The sequence below is a fragment of the Stenotrophomonas sp. JAI102 genome (assembly GCF_013409105.1).
GTDB classification, from domain to species: domain Bacteria; phylum Pseudomonadota; class Gammaproteobacteria; order Xanthomonadales; family Xanthomonadaceae; genus Stenotrophomonas; species Stenotrophomonas maltophilia_AA.
On record NZ_JACCCI010000002.1, the window covers coordinates 551594 to 570511 of the forward strand.

15 protein-coding genes are annotated in these 18918 nt (G+C 68.0%); 13 read left to right on the forward strand and 2 right to left on the reverse strand.

Annotated features, from left to right (window positions below; genetic code table 11):
• The 6 genes from mrdA to HDC96_RS11165 all read left to right on the forward strand — a co-directional run bounded on the left by mrdA (position 1) and on the right by HDC96_RS11165 (position 8851).
• A complete protein-coding gene (gene mrdA / locus HDC96_RS11140; RefSeq protein WP_179460033.1) occupies positions 1-2070 on the forward strand; it encodes a penicillin-binding protein 2 in 2070 nt (689 codons plus the stop codon).
• Complete coding sequence (gene rodA, locus HDC96_RS11145; RefSeq protein WP_179460034.1) at positions 2067-3179, forward strand: rod shape-determining protein RodA; 1113 nt, start codon at positions 2067-2069, stop codon at positions 3177-3179. The genes mrdA and rodA (HDC96_RS11145) overlap by 4 nt, the downstream gene beginning before the upstream one ends.
• Before the next feature lie 165 nt (positions 3180-3344).
• Positions 3345-4445 (forward strand): rod shape-determining protein RodA, encoded by a 1101-nt coding sequence (gene rodA, locus HDC96_RS11150; RefSeq protein ID WP_179460035.1) that lies wholly within the window; start codon positions 3345-3347, stop codon positions 4443-4445.
• A 599-nt stretch (positions 4446-5044) separates the two neighbouring features.
• Positions 5045-6208: a lytic murein transglycosylase B gene (mltB, locus tag HDC96_RS11155; RefSeq protein ID WP_179460036.1), complete on the forward strand. Its 1164-nt coding sequence runs from the start codon at positions 5045-5047 to the stop codon at positions 6206-6208.
• Positions 6205-7527, forward strand: a complete 1323-nt coding sequence (locus tag HDC96_RS11160; RefSeq protein ID WP_179460037.1) for a septal ring lytic transglycosylase RlpA family protein — start codon at positions 6205-6207, stop codon at positions 7525-7527. The genes mltB and HDC96_RS11160 overlap by 4 nt, the downstream gene beginning before the upstream one ends.
• 106 nt (positions 7528-7633) lie before the next feature.
• Positions 7634-8851, forward strand: a complete 1218-nt coding sequence (locus HDC96_RS11165; RefSeq protein ID WP_179460038.1) for a D-alanyl-D-alanine carboxypeptidase family protein — start codon at positions 7634-7636, stop codon at positions 8849-8851.
• A 112-nt stretch (positions 8852-8963) separates the two neighbouring features.
• On the opposite strand, the gene HDC96_RS11170 is transcribed toward HDC96_RS11165, so the two are convergent.
• Complete coding sequence (locus tag HDC96_RS11170) at positions 8964-10028, reverse strand: lipid A deacylase LpxR family protein (protein ID WP_179460039.1); 1065 nt, start codon at positions 10026-10028, stop codon at positions 8964-8966.
• Positions 10029-10221: 193 nt separating this feature from the next.
• On the opposite strand from HDC96_RS11170, the gene HDC96_RS11175 reads away from it, so the two are divergent.
• The 7 genes from HDC96_RS11175 (at position 10222) to gnd (ending at position 17611) form a co-directional block, all read left to right on the forward strand.
• Positions 10222-10500 (forward strand): DUF493 family protein, encoded by a 279-nt coding sequence (locus HDC96_RS11175; RefSeq protein WP_121041243.1) that lies wholly within the window; start codon positions 10222-10224, stop codon positions 10498-10500.
• Positions 10488-11195, forward strand: coding sequence for a lipoyl(octanoyl) transferase LipB (gene lipB / locus HDC96_RS11180; RefSeq protein WP_176988174.1), 708 nt, complete (start codon positions 10488-10490; stop codon positions 11193-11195). Before HDC96_RS11175 ends, lipB begins: the two co-directional genes overlap by 13 nt.
• Before the next feature lie 18 nt (positions 11196-11213).
• Positions 11214-12227 (forward strand): lipoyl synthase, encoded by a 1014-nt coding sequence (gene lipA / locus HDC96_RS11185; RefSeq protein ID WP_176988175.1) that lies wholly within the window; start codon positions 11214-11216, stop codon positions 12225-12227.
• A gap of 237 nt (positions 12228-12464) precedes the next feature.
• Positions 12465-14642 (forward strand): carboxy terminal-processing peptidase, encoded by a 2178-nt coding sequence (locus HDC96_RS11190; protein ID WP_179460040.1) that lies wholly within the window; start codon positions 12465-12467, stop codon positions 14640-14642.
• 130 nt (positions 14643-14772) lie between these two features.
• Complete coding sequence (locus HDC96_RS11195; protein WP_179460041.1) at positions 14773-15399, forward strand: DUF2242 domain-containing protein; 627 nt, start codon at positions 14773-14775, stop codon at positions 15397-15399.
• A gap of 22 nt (positions 15400-15421) precedes the next feature.
• On the forward strand, positions 15422-16705 hold the full coding sequence (locus HDC96_RS11200) for a hypothetical protein (RefSeq protein WP_179460042.1): 1284 nt from the start codon (positions 15422-15424) through the stop codon (positions 16703-16705).
• Positions 16706-16708: 3 nt separating this feature from the next.
• On the forward strand, positions 16709-17611 hold the full coding sequence (gene gnd / locus HDC96_RS11205) for a phosphogluconate dehydrogenase (NAD(+)-dependent, decarboxylating) (protein WP_179460043.1): 903 nt from the start codon (positions 16709-16711) through the stop codon (positions 17609-17611).
• Between the two features lie 95 nt (positions 17612-17706).
• On the opposite strand, the gene HDC96_RS11210 is transcribed toward gnd, so the two are convergent.
• Positions 17707-18747, reverse strand: a complete 1041-nt coding sequence (locus tag HDC96_RS11210) for an oxidoreductase (RefSeq protein WP_179460044.1) — start codon at positions 18745-18747, stop codon at positions 17707-17709.
• Between the last annotated feature and the right edge of the window lie 171 nt (positions 18748-18918).

An 18918-nucleotide genomic window follows, 5' to 3' on the forward strand; every position in this document is an offset into this window, starting at 1 on the left:
ATGTACATGCGCCGCCAGGCCAAGAATCCGCATGCCGAGGCAGAACAGTTCCGGCGCCGCGCCGCGCTGGGCTTCCTCGGCGTGCTGGTGTGCCTGCTCGGCCTGGGCGGCTGGTACTTCAAGCTGCAGGTGATGGACCACGACATCTACGCGACGCGCTCGGAGGCCAACCGGATCAAGCCGCGGCCGGTGGTGCCGGGGCGCGGGATGATCTACGACCGCAACGGCCGGCTGCTGGCCGAGAACGTGCCGGCATTCCGCCTGGACATCACCCCGGACAAGGTCAAGGACATGGACGCCACGCTGGCGGGCCTGTCGAAGATCCTCGCCCTCAGCCCGGAAGACATCGAGACCTTCAACCGGTCGCGCAAGGCACGCCGCAGTTTCCTGCCGGTCACGCTCAAGCTGCGCGTCACCGATGAGGAGATGGCGCGCTTCGCGGTGGACCGCTGGCGCTTCCCCGGCGTGGAGCTGGAGCCGTACCTGACCCGTCGCTATCCGTATGGCGATCTGTTCGCGCACATCATCGGCTACGTCGGCCGGGTCGATGACAAGGACCTGGAGATGCTGGGCGAGGGCAATGCCGCGCTGACGCACATCGGCAAGTCCGGGCTGGAGCGCTATTACGAGCAGCAGCTGCGGGGCAAGGTCGGTTACGAGCAGGTCGAGACCAACGTACAGGGCCGGGCGATCCGCACCATCGGCCGGGTCGCGGCGCAGTCGGGCAGCGACCTGCGGCTGTCGATCGATGCCGACCTGCAGCGCGCGATGGTCGCCGCCTTCGGCGAGTTCGAGGGCGCGGCGGTGGCGATGGACCCGCGCACCGGCGAAGTGCTGGCGATGGTCAGCCTGCCGTCCTACGACCCCAACCTGTTCGTCAACGGCATCTCGCACGCTGACTTCAAGGCGCTCAACGACAACCCCTCGCGGCCGCAGTTCAACCGCCTGGTGCTTGGCGGTGTCGCGCCCGGTTCCACCATCAAGCCACTGATCGGGCTGGCTGGCCTGGACAGCGGCGTGCGCAGGCCGGAAGACAAGATCCTCTCCACCGGCATGTTCTACCTGCCCGGTACCTCGCGCGGCTGGGGCGATGCCAACCGTGGCGGCCATGGCTGGACCGATCTGCGCAAGTCGATCACCCAGTCGGTCAATACGTATTACTACAAGCTGGCGCTGGATCTGGGCATCGACCGCTTCGACCACTACATGGGCTACTACGGGTTCGGTGCGCCGACCGGCATCGACCTGACCGGCGAGATCGGCGGCATCCTGCCGTCGCCGGCGGCCAAGTTCAAGGCGCGCAAGGAGCGCTGGTATCCCGGCGACACCGTCAATGTCAGCATCGGCCAGGGTGACTGGAAGGTCACGCCGCTGCAGCTGGTGCATGGGGTGGCCGGCATCGCCGATGGCCAGCTGCGGCAGCCGCACCTGGTGATGCAGCAGCGCGCCGGTTTCGATGCGGACTGGACCGCCACGGCGCCGGGCGAAAGCAAGCCGATCAGCCCGACGCCGGGCAATCTGCAGGCCGTGCGCGAAGGCATGATGGGCACCATGCAGCCGGGCGGCAGCGGTGCGCGTGCTGCCGCCGGAGCCCCGTATGTCATGGCCGGCAAGACCGGCACCGCGCAGGTGATCAGCCGCCGCGGCACCGCGGCGGTCAACCCGCGCAGCCTGCCGCTGCATCTGCGCCACCGCGCGCTGTTCGTGGGCTTCGCACCGGCCGACCACCCGGTGATCGCGGTGGCGATCGCGGTGGAGGGCGGTGGTTACGGTGGCTCGGCGGCAGCACCGATCGCCCGCAAGATCTTCGACGCCTGGCTGCTCGGCAAGATGCCGGACGGCCTGGAACCGCTGGACAGTGAGCGCGGCACCACCGCGATCGGCATCACGGCGTTCGATGGGGGCGATGGTGCGGCACGCGAAGCGGGCGATGCCGCCGTGGCCGCGCTGGAGCTGCTGCCGGTCATGGTCGGTGTGCCTGCCGCGCCCGAGCCCGCCCCCGCGCCGCTGCCCGGCGCCCCCGTGCCGAGTGCCACCGCGCCGCCGACCGCACCGGAGCGGACACGATGAAGGTCTTCCTGCGTTGGGCGGTCGATATGGCCGTCCGCTTCAGCAGCTCGCTGGACTGGGTCCTGTGCCTGGCTCTGGCCGCGCTGATGCTGATCGGCCTGGCGGTGCTCAAGAGCGCCGGCGGCGACGGCCTGGTGTTCGCGCAGGGCGCGCGCTTCGCGGTCGGCCTGGCCGCGATGTGGGCGATCTCGCGCGTGTCGATCCTGCGCATCCGCTCGGCCACGCCGTTGATCTACGCGGTCTCGATGATTCCGCTGCTGGCCGTGTTCGTGCTCGGCACCGGCAAGTACGGCCGGCAGTGGCTGGATCTGAAGCTGTTCTACCTGCAGCCGGCCGAACTGCTCAAGGTCAGCCTGCCGATGATGGTGGCCTGGTACCTGCATCGCATGCCGCTGCCGCCGCGTTTCTCCACGGTGCTGACCAGCGCGGTGATCATCGGCGTACCGACCGGGCTGGTGATGCTGCAGCCGGACTTCGGCACCGGCGTGCTGATCGCCGCCAGCGGTGCGTTCGTGCTGCTGCTGGCCGGCCTGCCGTGGTGGTGGGTCGGCGTGGCGGTCGGCGGCGTCGCCGCGGCCGCGCCGGTGGCCTGGTTCTGGTTGCTGCGGCCGTACCAGAAGGACCGCATCATGATGTTCATGGACCCGGAGAGCGATGCGCTCGGCGCGGGCTGGAACATCATCCAGTCCAAGATCGCGATCGGCTCGGGGGGCTTCGACGGCAAGGGCTGGGGACAGGGCTCGCAGTCGCACCTGAACTTCATTCCCGAGCAGACCACCGACTTCGCCTTCTCCGTGCTCAGCGAGGAGTTCGGCTGGATCGGCGTGGCCATCGTGCTGGCACTGTACCTGGTGGTGATCGGGCGCTGCCTGTGGGTCGCCTCGCAGTCGCGCGATACCTATTCGCGCCTGCTGGCGGGCGCGACCGGGCTGGCGTTCTTCGTCTACGTGCTGGTCAACGGCGGCATGATTTCCGGCCTGCTGCCGGTGGTCGGGGTGCCGATGCCCCTGATCAGTTACGGCGGTACCTCGGCGGTATCGCTGCTGGCCGGCTTCGGCCTGGTGATGGCGGTACGTCGCCACAACCCGGTGCACGGCGGCTACGGCTGAGCGTGCACGATGCGTACGCCGTGATCGGCGGTACGTGTCGGCTAAGGTTTGCGCTGCCCACGCGTGTTACGGTCCTGCGCTCGCGCCGGCCCGCCTGTCGGGCCCGCTTTCTGTTCGCCGTGTCGCCTCCTGCTGTGCGTCGCGTCATCCACAGGAGTCGTCCGCATGGTCGAACTACTGCAGCGCGCACGCGCCGTGTTCCATTTCTTTTTCCGCACGCTGGACCTGCCGCTGCTGGGCGCGTTGTGCCTGCTGATGGTGGCCGGCCTGGCCGTGCTTCACAGCGTGGACGGTCCGGTGCATGCGCAGGCGATGCGCTACGGAGCCGGCCTTGCCGCGCTGTGGGGGCTGTCGCGGCTGCCGGTGGTGGAGCTGCGCGTGTGGTCGCCGTGGATCTACACGCTCTCCCTGCTGCCGCTGCTGGCGGTATATGTGGTCGGCACCGGCAAGTACGGCCAGCGCTGGTTGAACCTGGGCGTGTTCTATCTGCAGCCTTCCGAGCTGCTCAAGCTCAGCCTGCCGATGATGATGGCGTGGTACCTGCACAAACAGCCCTTGCCGCCGCGACCGCGCGCGGTGCTGACCGCCGCCTTGCTGATCGGTGGCCCGGCGGTGCTGATCCTGCTGCAGCCCAACCTGGGCACCGCGACGCTGGTGACCGCCAGCGGCGTGTTCGCGCTGCTGCTGGCCGGGCTGCGCTGGTGGTGGATGGCGGTTGCGCTGGGGGGCTTGTCGGTGGCAGCGCCGCTGGCGTGGTTCGGATTGCTGCGGCAGTACCAGAAGGATCGCGTGCTGACCTTCCTGTATCCGGAGAACGATCCGCTGGGCACCGGCTGGAACATCATCCAGTCCAAGATCGCGATCGGCTCGGGCGGCATGCACGGCAAAGGCTGGGGGCAGGGCACCCAGGCCACGCTGGATTTCCTGCCCGAGTACACCACCGACTTCGCCTTCTCCGTGCTGGCCGAGGAGTTCGGCTGGGTCGGGGTGGCGGTGGTGCTCAGCCTGTTCCTGTTCGTCACCGCGCGCTGCCTGTGGATCGCCAGCCAGTCGCGCTGTGGATACTCGCGGCTGCTGGTCGGCACCACCGGCCTGGTGTTCTTCGTCTACGTGCTGGTCAACGGCGGCATGATCTCCGGGCTGCTGCCGGTGGTGGGTGTGCCCATGCCCTTGATCAGCTATGGCGGCACGTCGGCGGTATCGCTGCTGGCCAGTTTCGGGCTGGTGATGGCCGCCCGGCAGCATCAGCCGGTGCATGCGACATGAGGTGGGAATCGCAACGCATTGCGCACGCGGCCAGACGGAAACGCTTCCACGTGCACGCATCGTCAAGCTGCAGGAGCAAAAGTGAGAAGTGGCGCACAGATATGAAGTGACTTGATCTCGATCAATGGACTTGTCGCAAACGGCCTGCACAATGGCGGCCCGCCAACAACGACGCGCTGAGCCAAGCATCGCGGATGGGGAGTCTGGCGGGGAGCAGTTGACCTCACAGGTAGAGAGGGCGAGGCGCGCGCTGGGGAGATGCGCGCCGCGCCGCTGCCGATCGGGTCCGGTTTGGCCGGTTGCGTCCGCGGGGATGGGGACGCAGCCGGCGGACCTCTTCGCGCGTTGTTGCCGGCCCATAAAGTGAGACGTGCGTCGCCGGCTGCCAGATCGCCGATTGGCCCAGGCCGACCGGCCGGACGCTCCACGCAGATTCCTGCTGGCCGCCACACAGTCGCGGGTCGGGATTAACATGAATGGGGAAGTGACCCTGCGCCTCCTTACACGTGGCCTTAACAGCATCGCTGAAACTCAGGCAATCCGTTGAGATTCATGGTCTTAGGGGTTTTAATTCATCCATGACCTGCTAACCTGCCGCGATGATCCGACGCTCCTTGGCCTGCATGCTCACGCTCGGTTTGGTCGCTTGTGCGACCCAGCCGCAGACTCCTTCACCGTCGCCGCAGGCCTCGGGGGTTCCCGTCACTCCCGCTGCGGGGAACAAACCCGCTGCGGGGAACAAAGGGCCGGCCGAAGCCGCCCCCGAGGCAGCGGGTGCCAACGCGGCCCCGGTCGATCTGACCCCGGTCCCGTTCGAGGTGGCGCGCGCCAACTTCGTGCGCGATACCGCGGCCCGCTACGGCATTCCCGCCGCGCACATCGAGGCGACCCTGGCCCAGGCGCAGATCCGCGACCCGATCATCGCGGCGATGTCGCGCCCGGCCGAGCGGGTCAAACCGTGGAACGAATACCGGCCGATGTTCATCAGCCAGGCGCGGATCGAAGGCGGCAGGAAGTTCCTCGCCCAGCATCGCGATGAGCTGATGCGCGTGCAGCAGCGCACCGGGGTTCCGGCCGAGGTGATCGTGGCGATCATCGGCGTGGAAACCAGTTACGGCGGCAACACCGGCAACTACCGCGTGCTGGATGCGCTGTACACGCTGGCCTTCAAGTACCCGCGCAGTGGCGATCCGGCCAAGCTCGAACGCGAAGTGCGCCGCGAGCTGTTCTTCCGCGACGAACTGGCGCGCCTGTTCGCGCTGACCCGCGATGAGAAGCTCGACATCACCGCCATCAAGGGCAGCTACGCCGGCGCGATGGGCATGGGCCAGTTCATGCCCTCCAGCTATCTCGATTACGCCGTGGACGGCAACGGCGATGGTCGTCGCGATCTGTTCAACAGCTATGACGACGTCTTCTCCTCGATCGCCAACTACTTCGTCAAGAAGGGCGGTTGGGTCCGCGGTGGGCCGGTCGCCGTGCCGGCCACGCTGCAGGCGGGTCGCGAACCGTTCAATCCGACCGAATGGGCACCGACCTGGAGCCTGTCCGAGCTGGCCCAGCGCGGTTACCAGCCCAGCGTTCCGGTCGCGGCCGGCCTGACCGCCACCCCGATCACGCTGGAAGGCAGCACCGGCAAGCAGTACTGGCTGGGCTTCCAGAACTACTACGCCATTACCCGCTACAACCTCTCGAAAATGTATGCGATGGCCGTGTACCAGTTGTCCCAGGCCATCGCCGGACAGGAGTTGCCGCCGGCATGAACACGATCGCACGCTCCAGATGGCTGATCCCGGGTCTGTTGATACTGGCACTGGCCGCCTGCAGCAGTGCGCCGAAGAAGCCCGGGGGCGGCACCGCGTCCGGCAGCAGCAAGCCGTCCGGAGCGGTGGTGCAGGGCAAGGGCGGGCGTCCGGCGCATTGTCCTGATGGCTCGCCGTACAAAGCCGCCTCTGAAGACCCGAGTACGCGCGGCGACTATCGCGCCGGCGGGCTGTACAAGCCGGGCGTGAATGACAGCACCCCCACCTACATCCCTAACGTGGCCTGCATCCCCGAGCCGGAGGTGGTGGATCTGCCGCGTTCGCCGGTCGGCAACAAATCGCCCTACGTGGTGCTGGGCAAGCAGTACCAGGTGATGGACAAGACCCGCGGCTATGCCGAGAAGGGCACGGCCTCGTATTACGGCGCCAAGTTCCATGGCCGGCTGACCTCCAACCGCGAGGTGTACGACATGTACGCCTTCACCGCCGCGCACAAGACGCTGCCACTGCCGAGCTTCGCCCGGGTCACCAACCTGGACAACGGCGAATCGGTGATCGTGCGGGTCAATGATCGTGGCCCGTTCCATGACGGCCGCGTGGTCGATCTCAGTTACGCGGCCGCCGTGCGCCTGGGCATCACCCAGCGCGGCACCGGCAACGTGGAAGTCCGCGCACTGGCCCCGGGCGATGACAACCTCATGGTCGACAAGCCCAGCCGCCGCGAACGCCGCGAGGTCGCCGCCGCTGCGGCTGCCGCGACGACGGCCAGCGCCACCGCGGCACGCCGCGCCAGCGACATGGATGCCCTGGTCGGCAAGCTGCCGGCCGCCACGGCCACGGCCACCGCGGCCAAACCGGCCGGCGAGCAGTACCGCTACCGCGTGGCCGACTCGGCCAAGCCGGGCAACGCCGACAACTTCGATCATTGGATGCGCGACAACGGGGTACGCGTGGCCACCGGCAAGCCGGCCACCACCCAGGCCGCCAGCGTGAACAGCGCCCCGGTGGCGGTCGCCGCACTGCCCGCCGCCGCGCCCGCCGCGCGCCCGGCCCCGGCCCCCAGCGCCAGCCTGTCCCAGCAGGTGCTCGGCAGCGTGCTGCTGCAGGTCGCCAGTTTCGCCAGCCGCGACAATGCGACCCGCGCGCTCGGCCAGCTGTCCTCGGCCGGCATCGCCGGGGCCAGCATCAGCGACATCGTCAGTGGCGGGCGCACCCTGTGGCGCCTGCGCGTGCCGGCCCCCGACCATGCCAGTGCCTCGGAACTTGCCGGCCGGATTGCCGGTCTGGGCTTCGGGGCGCCGCAGATCGTGAAGGACTGAGCCTTCCACTGCCCGCGGCACGCCAGCGCGTGCCGCCGCTCCTTGGCCCTACAATGGCCGTTATCCCTCATCCCCCCCTTGGCGCCCTCCAGGAGCTTGCTGTCCGATGAAATTCCGCTTTGCCGCCGCTGCCATGGCCACGACCCTGTTCGTGGGCATGGTCTCCGCCCAGACCCCCCTGCCGACCCCGGCACCGGCGCCTGCTCCCGCCGCCGCCGCTCCGGCCACCGTGGCCACCCCGCCGGCACCCGCGCCCAGCATCTCCAAGGCCTGGATCCTGATGGATTTCGCCACCGGGCAGGTCCTGGCCGGTGAAAACGTGCACGAACAGCTGGCCCCGGCCAGCATCACCAAGGTGATGACCTCGTACGTCGTCGCCGCCGAGGTCAAGAACGGCAAGGTCCGTACCGACGACCAGGTGATGATGAGCGAGCGCGCCTGGCGCGAGGGCGGTGCCGGCACCGACGGCAGCTACAGCGGCTTCCCGGTCAACCAGACCGCACGCCTGGAAGACATGGAAAAGGGCATGGCGATCCAGTCCGGCAACGATGCCGCGATCGCCCTGGCCGAGCACGTCGCCGGCAGCGAAGAAGCCTTCGCCTCGCTGATGAACAGCTACGCCGCCAAGATCGGCATGAAGGACTCGCACTTCGTCAACGCGCACGGCCTCAGTGCCCCGGGCCACCACACCACCGCCTACGACCTGGCCCTGCTGGGCCGCGCGATGGTGCGTGACTACCCGGAAACCTACGCCTACAACAAGGTGAAGGAATTCACCGTCGGCAACATCACCCAGCCGAACCGCAACCTGCTGCTGTGGCGCGACCAGAGCGTGGACGGCATCAAGACCGGCCATACCTCCGAAGCCGGCTACTGCCTGATGAGCTCGGCCCAGCGCGGCGACCAGCGCCTGGTCGCGGTGATCCTCGGGGGCGGTTCGGAAAAGCAGCGCGCCGATGACAGCCTGGCCCTGCTCAACTGGGGCTTCCGCTTCTTCGAAACCCACCGCATGTACGAGCCGGGCAAGGTCGTGGCCGAGCACAAGGTGTGGAAGGGCAAGACCGCCACGCTGCAGCTGGGCGTCGCCCAGCCGATGCTGGTCAGCGTCCCGCGCGGCCGCTACAACGATCTCAAGCCGAGCATCGATGTTCCCAAGACCCTCGAAGCTCCGTTCACCGCTGGCCAGCAGGTCGGCACGCTGAAGGTGATGCTGGACAACCAGGTCGTCGCCCAGGCGCCGCTGGTCGCCGTGGCCGCCGTCGAAGAAGCCGGCTTCTTCAAGCGCCTGTGGGACAGCTTCTGGATGTGGTGGGAATCGGAGTAATCCGGTTCGACCGCAGTAAAAAAAAGACCGGCGAAAGCCGGTCTTTTTTTGCGCGTCCCTTTTTGGCTGCCCGGTAGTGCCGGCCGCTGGCCGGCGTCTCGTAGTGGCGGCGTTACAGCGACCGGCTGATCGTGAAGCTGCCGAACACCGGCGCCTCGCGCTGCCCATCGAACTCGCGCGTGCTGTGGTAGCGCGCCAGCGCGAACTTCCAGCGCCCGCGCATCACCGCCAGCCCGTACCCGGCCTGGCCGACCACATGGCGCTTGTCGACACTGTGGCTGGTGCGGAACGTGTTGCCATCCAGCGTGATATCGCGGATCACCCACGCCGCATCGGTCGTCGCGAACAGATGCCACGACCACCCGCTCGGCTTGCCACCGCGCGTCGGCGCCGTGTTCTCACCGGCCGGGCGCAGGGGGGTACTGCCGAAATCGTCCGGCAGCTTCCAGCCGAAGCGCACTTCGCCACCGGCATTGAGGTGCGTGGCCAGGTTGCCCACCGCGCCGCCGTAATGGCTGATCGCATCCCAGCCCCAGCCGCCCAGGTTCTCCGTGGCATCGGCCGGCCACCGGCGCATCCGCTCGTGGGTCAGCATGAACACCGGCTCGTTGTGCAGCTGGTTGTCCCAGCCCTGGAACTTCTCATCGCCCAGCAGCTCGTGCACCGCGTTCTGCACTTCTTCGCCCTGTGCCCAGGGCCCGACCACGCCCAGCGCCAGCTGCGTTGTCTGCAGCCGGTCGCCGCGGCGCGCGTTGTACCCGAAGCTGCCGATCAGCACGCCCGCATACGGGCGGTCATCTTCGATCAGGTCCTTCCGGGTGAAATCGGTCGGGGTGAAAATCCCCTGGGCCAGGCTGAAGATCATGTTCTGCTGTTCGAACTCGCCCGGGTGCAGCCGCTCCAGGTGGCTGTTGACCCAGCGCGCCAGGCGCGGCAGGCACGGATCGTCGGTGTAGTCGACCAGGTTCGGGGACACGAAGGTGATCTGCGCACCGTTGGTATAGCCCTGATCCTGGTCCTTGCCGCCGAACAGATCGTTGTCGACGCGGAAGTTGACCTGCGGCGGATGCTCGCGCATCGCATCGGGCCCGCATTGGGAGGCAGCCTGGGCGGCAGGCGCCGCCAGGGCGAGGACACCGGCAAGCGCGGCCGGCAGCGCGAAGGGCTTCAAGGACATGGGATACCAGACAGGGATTTATTCTTTCTTAAGCTGGTACAGCGTAGTCAGAGCGTGATCCTGTGAACAGCACTGCGCACGCACTGCTGCGTATCAGTGGCGATACAGGCGTTTTCACATGCCGTTCGGTACCGCTGTGCGCACGATCAAGCAACGCTTGGGTTCGGGCGCGGGCATCCCCATAATCCCGGACATGGAGATCAAGTCTGACAACCCCGACCACGGCTTCCAGTTCCCCGGCCAGTTCGAACTCAGCGCCATGGGCGCGGCCGGCAACGACCTGGAACGCGAACTGCCGCGCCTGCTCGAGCTCGCCGGCCTGGAAGTACTGACCGAACGGGTCAGCTGGAAACACTCGTCCAACGGCAAGTACGTGTCCGTGCGACTGGTGTTCAAGGCCGACAACCGCGAACAGTACGATGCCGCCCACAACGCGCTGCGCGACCACCCGGAAGTGAAGTGGACGCTGTAGCCAGCTGCGCCACCGCCGCGGCACCGGGCGACCGGGCGCCGCAACCGGCCCTCGTGCGTGACCTCGGCCGCCAGCCCTATGCTCCGGTCTGGCACGCCATGCAGCGTTTCACCGATGCCCGCACCGATGCCACCCGCGACGAGCTGTGGGTGGTCGAGCACGACCCGGTGTTCACCCTGGGCCAGGCCGGCAAGGACGAACACGTGCTCGCCCCCGGCGATATTCCCGTTCTGCATGTCGACCGTGGCGGCCAGGTGACCTACCACGGCCCCGGCCAGCTGGTGATCTACCCGCTGCTGCAGCTGCGGCGGCTGGGGATCGGGGTGCGCGACTACGTGTGCCGGATCGAGCAGGCCATCATCGACACCCTGGACGAATGGAACATCGGTGCCGAGCGCCTCGACGGCGCCCCCGGCGTCTACGTGGGCGGGGCCAAGGTCGCCGCCCTCGGCATCCGCGTGCGCCGCGGCTGCACCTTCCACGGCCTGGCCTTCAATGTGTCCATGGACCTGGAACCGTTCCGCCGGATCAACCCCTGTGGCTATCAAGGGCTGCAGGTGACCTCGGTGGTAGACTTGGGGGGACCGTCCGGCATGGCGGCCGTCACGCCGGTGCTGCTGGGCCATCTGGCCCGCCAGTTCGGCCTGGCCCTCGAGCCGGCCGCTGAATTACCCGATTTGACTGACGCGGCGTGAACGCCGCCGACCAAGGCCATGACTGAAACCACCGCTCGCCTCATTCCCCTGCAGGTTGTGCAGGGCGACACGCCGTCCGCCGCCCCGTTGCAGACGGGCGTCAAACAGATCGGCGGTGACAAGATCGGCCGCTCGCCGGTGCAGTTCGCCGACGCGCCGGTGCTGCGCAAGCCGTCGTGGATCCGCGTGCGGATTCCGTCCGGCAACGCCGTGCAGAACCTCAAGGCCAAGCTGCGCGAGAACCGCCTGGTCACGGTCTGCGAGGAAGCCAGCTGCCCCAACATCCACGAGTGCTTCAGCCACGGCACCGCGACCTTCATGATCCTCGGCGAGGTCTGCACCCGCCGTTGCTCGTTCTGCGACGTCGCCCACGGCCGGCCCAAGCCGCCGGACGCCAATGAACCGGCCAGCCTGTCCCAGACCGTGGCCGACATGGGCCTGAAGTACGTCGTGGTGACCAGCGTGGACCGCGACGACCTGCGCGACGGCGGTGCCCAGCACTTCGCCGACTGCATCGGTGCCATCCGTGCCAAGTCGCCGAACACCAAGATCGAAGTGCTGACCCCGGACTTCCGTGGCAAGGGCCGCATGGAGCGCGCGCTGGAGATCCTGGCGACCAATCCGCCGGATGTGTTCAACCACAACATCGAAACCGTGCCGGACCTGTACCGCAACGTGCGCCCGGGCGCGGACTACCAGTGGTCGCTGACCCTGCTCAAGAAGTTCAAGGCCCAGCATCCGGAGATCGCCACCAAGTCCGGCATCATGCTCGGCCTCGGTGAGACCCTGGAGCAGGTCCAGGCCACGCTGCGCGACCTGCGCGAGCACGACGTGGACATGATCACGATCGGCCAGTACCTGCAGCCGACCGCCCACCACCACCCGGTGCTGCGTTACTGGACGCCCGAGGAATACAAGGCGCTGGAGGAGTACGGCAACGCGCTGGGCTTCAGCCACGTCGCCTCCGGTCCGATGGTGCGCTCGTCCTACCATGCCGACCGCCAGGCGGCCGACGCCGGCGTCGCCGGTTGATCCAACGGGCCCTTCGGGGCCCGTTTCGTCATTCCCCCTGTCTTCCCCCGGCCGCGGCCCTGAACCGCGGATGGCCGCAGGCCTGTGCCTGCCTGCCGATCCCGCCGGTATTCACAAATTTCTCCAACGGCCTCGGTAGGCTGAAGGCCCCGGTGACAAACGCGGCAACTTTCGGCACTGTCGTGGTGTCTGTACTGCACGCAGTCTCTCCCTTGGCAAGGTGCCACGAGCTAGTCCATGAAATTCAAAGCCCCCGCATTCCTGATGGCCCTGGCGCTCACCGCGCCGATGGCACTGGCCGCCTACGCCGATTCGCCCGCGCTGCCCTCGGCTGCCACGGCCGACCAGGTGACCACCTCCAAGCTGGTCTACGGACTGCTCTCGGACAGCCGATACGCCTACCGGCCGCGCGCACTCGATGCGGCGACCTCCAAGGACGTCTTCAAGCGCTACCTGGAGTCGCTCGACAGCAGCAAGCAGTTCTTCACCCAGGCCGACATCACCCGCTTCGCGCCGTTCGAGGCCAACATCGCCACCGCCATCCGCGGAGGTGAGCTGGAGCCGGCGTTCCAGGTGTTCGCGGTCTACAAGCAGCGCGTGGGCGAGCGCGTCGGCTATGCGCGCAAGCTGCTCAAGCAGGACTTCGATTTCAGCACCGACGAAAAGTTCGAGTACGACCGCAAGGACGTGCCATGGGCCGCGGGCAGCGCCGAACTGGACGATCTGTGGCGCAAGTCGGTCAAGAACGATTGGCTGCGCCTGAAGCTGGCCGGCAAGCAGCCGGCCGAGATCCGCAAGACGCTGGACAAGCGTTACGCGACGCTGGAAAAGTCGGTCAATGAGCTCAAGGGCGAGGACGTGTTCCAGTTCTTCCTCAACGCCTACACCAGCGCCGTCGACCCGCATACCGATTACTTCACCCCGCGCACCGCCGAGAACTTCAATCAGGCGATGTCGCTGTCGCTGGAAGGCATCGGCGCGCAGCTGCAGCGCCAGGACGACATGGTGGTGATCCGCGAGGTCATTGCCGGTGGCCCCGTTGCGGTCAATGGCACGCTCAAGCCCGGCGACCGCATCGTCGGCGTGGGCCAGGGCAAGTCCGGTCCGATCGAGGACGTCATCGGCTGGCGTATCGATGACGTGGTGGCCAAGATCCGCGGCAAGAGTGATACCCAGGTCCGCCTGGAGTTCATTCCGGCCGAGGAAGGCGTCGACGGCAAGCACCACACCCTGGTGCTGACCCGCCAGAAGGTGCGCCTGGCCGAACAGGCCGCCAAGGGCGAAACCCTGACCATCCCGGCCAAGGAGGGGGAGCCGGCGCGCAAGGTCGGCGTGATCAAGCTGCCGACGTTCTACCAGGACTTCGAAGGCCGCCGCCGCAATGCCGCGGACTACGCGTCGGCGACGCGCGACGTGGCCAAGCTGCTGGCCGGCTTCAAGGCCGACAAGCTCGACGGCGTGGTGCTGGACCTGCGCAACAACGGCGGTGGTTCGCTGGATGAAGCGATCGAACTGACCGGTCTGTTCATCGAACAGGGCCCGGTGGTCCAGGTGCGCGAGTCCGGTGGCCGCGTCACCGTCAACAGCGACCGCAGTGAAGTGGTGGCGTGGGACGGTCCGCTGGCCGTGCTGATCAACCGCGGCTCGGCCTCGGCGTCGGAGATCTTCGCCGGCGCCATCCAGGATTACGGCCGTGGCCTGGTGATCGGTGAGACCACCTTCGGCAAGGGCACCGTGCAGAACATCGTCGACCTCGACCGTTGGCCGAGTGGCGAGACCCAGCGCTTCGGCCAGGTCAAGCTGACCATCGCCCAGTTCTTCCGCGTCAGCGGCAGCAGCACCCAGCACAAAGGCGTGGTCCCCGATCTGGCCTTCCCGGCCAGTGTGGACGCCAGCGAGTACGGCGAAAGCACCTACGACAACGCCCTGCCGTGGACCCGCATCGCTGCCGTGCCGCACACCCAGTACGGCAACTTCGGCCCGCTGCTGCCCAAGCTGGAAAGCCGCCACGACACGCGCATCGCCGCCGACAAGGAGTTCCAGTGGTGGAACGAGGATGTCGAGCAGTTCCGCGCCGAGAAGGCCAAGAAGTACATCTCGCTCAACGAGGCCGAGCGCCGCGCCGAGCGTGAGAAGCAGGACAAGCAGCGCACCGATCGCCAGGCCATCCGCAAGCAGCTGGGCCTGGATCTGGATCCACTGGCCGATGACAGCAATGACGACGGCCTGACCGGCAACGAGCGCGACATCGTCAAGGATGCCGCCCGCGAGAAGGCGGCCGAGAAGCGCCCGGATCCGCTGCTGCGCGAGTCGGCCGCGATCCTCGCCGATGCGGTCAACCTGCTGGAGGCCGACCGTCCGCTGTCGGCGCAGGTCCTGCCGCAGTCGACCGCCGTCGGCCGCTGGGCGGACTGACCGCTTCCGCGGCCGCCAGCTGAACAGGTGACAACTCCACAGGCCGCCCTCCGGGGCGGCCTGTGCGTATCCACCTCCTGCCAACGCGCACAGGTCTATCCTTGGAGGCTGGATTTCCGCAGGAGCGGCCATGCGCTTTCGTCGTGTACGTTCGATCCCGCTGCTGGCGGTGTTCGCCGCGTTGACCGCCTGTGGCGGCCGCGCCGCCGACAGTACCCTGATCCGGGAGTCCTTCGACTCCGGCGACACCTACTCGCGCACCGTCCCCGGCCCGCCGGCCCAGGCCTGCGAAGCCGCCCGACGCACCCTGCTCAGCCAGGGCTATGCGATCGCCCGCGCCGGCGATGACGCGGTGGAGGGCAACAAGAACTTCCAGCCCAAGGATGAGGAGCACGAGCAGCTGGTGCTGCGGATTTCCTGTGCGCCGCGCGGCGACCAGGCGCTGGTCTTCGTCAGCGCCGTGCAGGACCGCTACGCATTGAAGAAGAGCCCGACCTCGGCCAGTGTCGGCGTGGGTGCGCTGGGCTCGGTCTCGCTGCCGTTCGGCAGCAACGACGACTCGCTGGTGAAAGTGGCCAGCAGCACTGTGCAGGACGCCACCTTCTACCGCCGCTTCTTCGAGCGTCTGCAGCAGTACCTGCCGGCCGCCGCCGTGCCCGAGCCGCCGCCGGCCGCCGCGCCGCCCGCGGCGCCCGCTGCAGCGGTGGAGACGCCGCCCATCACGGTGGTGAGCGATACCCCGGCATCGCTGCGCTGAGCGGGCGGGGGTGCGGCAGGCCATGGCAGCAGGATCGCGGCGCTGGCACCGCTGTGTGCTCGGCGCGCTGCTGGGACTGATCCCCGCGGCCAGCGCGTGGAGTGCGGCGTCCTGCGCGCAGCACGTGCTGGAAGAGCTGGGCTGGCGGATCAGCGCCGCTGATATCGAGGCACCGATGGTGCAGGGCGGACCGGTCTGCGAGCGCGCCGACCTGCGCCAGGCGCAGGCGGACGGCGACCTGCGCGTGCAGCTGCCGCGTCAATGGTCGGAGGCGCAGCGGCAGGCCTGGCTGCCCACCTTGTTCGAAGATCCGGCCACGGTCTGCGCCTATGCGTTCAAGCTCGGCGCTGCCACCCGCCGCGCCACCACGGCGTTGCAGGACAACGAGGGGTTCCGCTTCTCGGCGCTGCAGCTGGGCTGGATCGGCTTCGGCGCCGGCGGTGCGCAGGCCAAGGGCTGGGCGCGCTTCCGCAGCTTCGGCCGCGGCTATCAGCCGGCCGAGGCCAACAGTGCGGCACTGCAGACCTTCTACGACGGCCGCGTGCGCGCGGAGTGCGGGGTCGGCCGCCAGGTCGCGCAGCTGGCGACCCAGCGCGAGCTGTACGGCGATGCCGCGTTCGATCGCGCGTTCTCGGCTGAAGAGCTGTCCATCGGCACCTTCCTGACCCTGCACGAGACCGACAGCGTCCTGCTCGGCCGGCACGCCGGTGCGTTCCTCGCCGATGGGAAGGCAACGAAGACCGCCCAACGCGGGCGGCAGGCGTTCGTCGGGGCCCCCGGCTTCATCGAGCACGTGTTCGACCGCGCTTACCTGGACGACATCAACAACCAGGCCGAGAACTTCGTGGTGGTCGATGTCAGTGATGCGGCGGCGCGCGCGCTGCGCGAGCACGACGGCTTCGCGTACTACGACCGGATCAACCGGCGCATCTGGTCATTGGCCCAGCGCATGCCGGGCCCGGGCCCGCGCCGATTCGAGCGCCTGCTGATCGAGCGTGATCCGATCTGGCGGCGTGAAGTGCCGGCCGCGCAGCAACCGCTGCTGAAGGAACTGGACGCATTGCTGGACGATCCGTTCTACCAGGGGTTCCTGATTTACGTGCATCCACGCGGTATACGTCCTATCGGATATCACATCGCGCGCCTGCTCGACCGCAATCCGCGTACGCCGTTCGCGATCGAGCTGGGGCTGCACAACCTGCACACCACGTTGTACCGGCGCTGGATCGACGCACAACTGCAGCAGTGCGCGGCCGCGCCGGTCTCTCCCGTTACACAACCGTATTCGCAAGCTGAGCAAAGGTGAGTTATGGATATTGCAATGATTGGACTGGGCCGCATGGGCGCCAACATGGCCGAGCGCCTGCATCGCGGCGGTCATCGCGTGATCGGGGTCGATCCCGGTGAGGCCGCACGCACCGCGGCGGCCGCGCGTGGTTTCGAGGTCAGCGCCTCGATCGCCGATACGCTTGCCGCGCTGCCGGTGCCGCGCGTGGTGTGGTTGATGGTGCCGGCCGGCGTGGTCGACCAGACGCTGGCCTCGCTCTCGCCGCATCTGTCCGAAGGCGACGTGGTGATCGACGGCGGCAACTCGTACTACAAAGACTCCATGCGCCGCAGCGAACAGCTGCAGGGCGAAGACGTGACCTATATCGACTGCGGCACCAGCGGCGGCGTGTGGGGCCTGCAGGAGGGCTACAGCCTGATGATCGGCGGTGACAAGGCCGCGGTCGAACGGATCGGTGCGATCTTCCGCACGCTGGCACCGGGTGAAGACCGCGGCTGGGCGCATGTCGGCCCGAGCGGGGCAGGGCACTTCTGCAAGATGGTCCACAACGGCATCGAGTACGGGATGATGCAGGCCTACGCGGAAGGGTTCGCGCTGATGCAGCACAAGACCGGGTTCAACCTCGATCTGGCGCAGGTGGCCAAGGCCTGGCAGCACGGCAGCGTGGTGCGTTCGTGGCTGCTCGATCTCAGCGCCGATGCGCTGGGCCGCAACCCGCAACTGGACGGCATCGCGCCCCATGTCGATGACTCCGGCGAAGGCCGCTGGACCGTCGCTGAAGCGATCGACCTGGACGTGTCGGCCCCGGTGATCACCCTGTCCCTGCTTGAGCGGCTGCGCTCGCGCGAGAAGAACTCCTTCAGCGATCGCCTGCTGGCGGCGATGCGCAACGAGTTCGGCGGCCACGCGATCAAGTCGACCTGAGGCCGACCGATGCGGGCCGATGCGGGCCGACGGAACGTGATCGTCCGGCCCGCATCCACGCAGGGCGTGGATCTACCTGGGCGGGCGGGACCGACTCACAGCGTCACCCGCCGCCCGCTGCGTGCGCTCTCCGCGCCCGCTTCCAGCAGGCGCATCAGCTGCAGCGCCTGCGCGGTGCTGACCGGCGCTTCGCCCGTACCCAGCATCGCGTCGCGGAAGGCCGCGTAGAACGCGCGGTAATCGCCGGGCACGTTGTCCACGGTGCTGCGCTGGCTGTGTCCGTCCGCATCGACCCGCACCAGGTGGCCATGCTGCGGGTCCAGCCCCCAGCCCGGCGCACCCGGCGCGACACCGCGGCGCAGTTGATCTTCCTGCACGTCCAGCCCGTCCTTGAGGTAGCTGCCGGCATCGCCATGCACGATGAAGCGTGGGCTGGAGGCGGCGACCAGCGAACCGGCATGCAGGATCGCCCGGTGGCGCGGGTAGTGCAGCACCGCGTGGAAGTAGTCGTTGCCGAGCGCGTGCTCGCGCTGCGCCATCAGGTCGGCGCTGATCGCGTCGGGCCAGCCGAACAGCTGCAGCATCTGGTCGAGCAGATGGGGGCCGAGATCCATCCACAGGCCGCTGCCGGGGGCGTCGCTCTCGCGCCAGCGGTCACGCACCTGTGGGCGGAACCGGTCGAAGTGGGAATGGCATTCGGCGACGCGGCCGACGCGGCCTTCGGCGAGCACCTGCTTCAGGGTGAGGAAGTCGGCATCGTGGCGACGGTTCTGGAAGACGGTGACGACACGGTCGGCCTCCCGCGCGGCCTGCACCACTGCCTCGGCTTCCGCCACCGAGAGCGCGAACGGCTTGTCCACCAGCACGTGTTTGCCCGCGGCCAGCGCGGCGCGCGCCAGCGGTGCGTGCGCATCGTTGGGCGTGGCGATGACGACGGCGTCGACCGCGGGATCATCGAACAGCTGCTGCGGGTCGTCGCACAGACGCACATCGGTGAAGCTGCGCAGCAACCGATCACGCTGCGAACTGGCGATGCTGTGCAGGGCCAGGCCCGGCGTGTGCAGGATCAATGGCGCATGGAACACGCTGCCCGCCAGGCCGTAGCCGATCAGTCCCACCTGAAGTACGGCGGCCATGGTGCGCTCCAACATAACGGGGCAGGACAGCGTAACGGCTGCGCGCGCGGGGCGGAAATCTGAACGGTTCGGCAGCAAGCTGAGCGGTTCACGGCGACGTTATGTGGTGCGCACGTCCCCTCCACGGCCCTGCACGGACACTGGGTCCCACATCCGCAAAGGAATTCGAAC

Coding starts and splice junctions, on each gene's coding strand:
- mrdA (WP_179460033.1), top strand. CDS start 1: ATGTACATGCGCCGCCAGGCCAAGAATCCGCATGCCGAGGCAGAACAG.
- rodA (WP_179460034.1), top strand. CDS start 2,067: ATGAAGGTCTTCCTGCGTTGGGCGGTCGATATGGCCGTCCGCTTCAGC.
- rodA (WP_179460035.1), top strand. CDS start 3,345: ATGGTCGAACTACTGCAGCGCGCACGCGCCGTGTTCCATTTCTTTTTC.
- mltB (WP_179460036.1), top strand. CDS start 5,045: ATGATCCGACGCTCCTTGGCCTGCATGCTCACGCTCGGTTTGGTCGCT.
- HDC96_RS11160 (WP_179460037.1), top strand. CDS start 6,205: ATGAACACGATCGCACGCTCCAGATGGCTGATCCCGGGTCTGTTGATA.
- HDC96_RS11165 (WP_179460038.1), top strand. CDS start 7,634: ATGAAATTCCGCTTTGCCGCCGCTGCCATGGCCACGACCCTGTTCGTG.
- HDC96_RS11170 (WP_179460039.1), bottom strand. CDS start 10,028: ATGTCCTTGAAGCCCTTCGCGCTGCCGGCCGCGCTTGCCGGTGTCCTC.
- HDC96_RS11175 (WP_121041243.1), top strand. CDS start 10,222: ATGGAGATCAAGTCTGACAACCCCGACCACGGCTTCCAGTTCCCCGGC.
- lipA (WP_176988175.1), top strand. CDS start 11,214: ATGACTGAAACCACCGCTCGCCTCATTCCCCTGCAGGTTGTGCAGGGC.
- HDC96_RS11190 (WP_179460040.1), top strand. CDS start 12,465: ATGAAATTCAAAGCCCCCGCATTCCTGATGGCCCTGGCGCTCACCGCG.
- HDC96_RS11195 (WP_179460041.1), top strand. CDS start 14,773: ATGCGCTTTCGTCGTGTACGTTCGATCCCGCTGCTGGCGGTGTTCGCC.
- HDC96_RS11200 (WP_179460042.1), top strand. CDS start 15,422: ATGGCAGCAGGATCGCGGCGCTGGCACCGCTGTGTGCTCGGCGCGCTG.
- gnd (WP_179460043.1), top strand. CDS start 16,709: ATGGATATTGCAATGATTGGACTGGGCCGCATGGGCGCCAACATGGCC.
- HDC96_RS11210 (WP_179460044.1), bottom strand. CDS start 18,747: ATGGCCGCCGTACTTCAGGTGGGACTGATCGGCTACGGCCTGGCGGGC.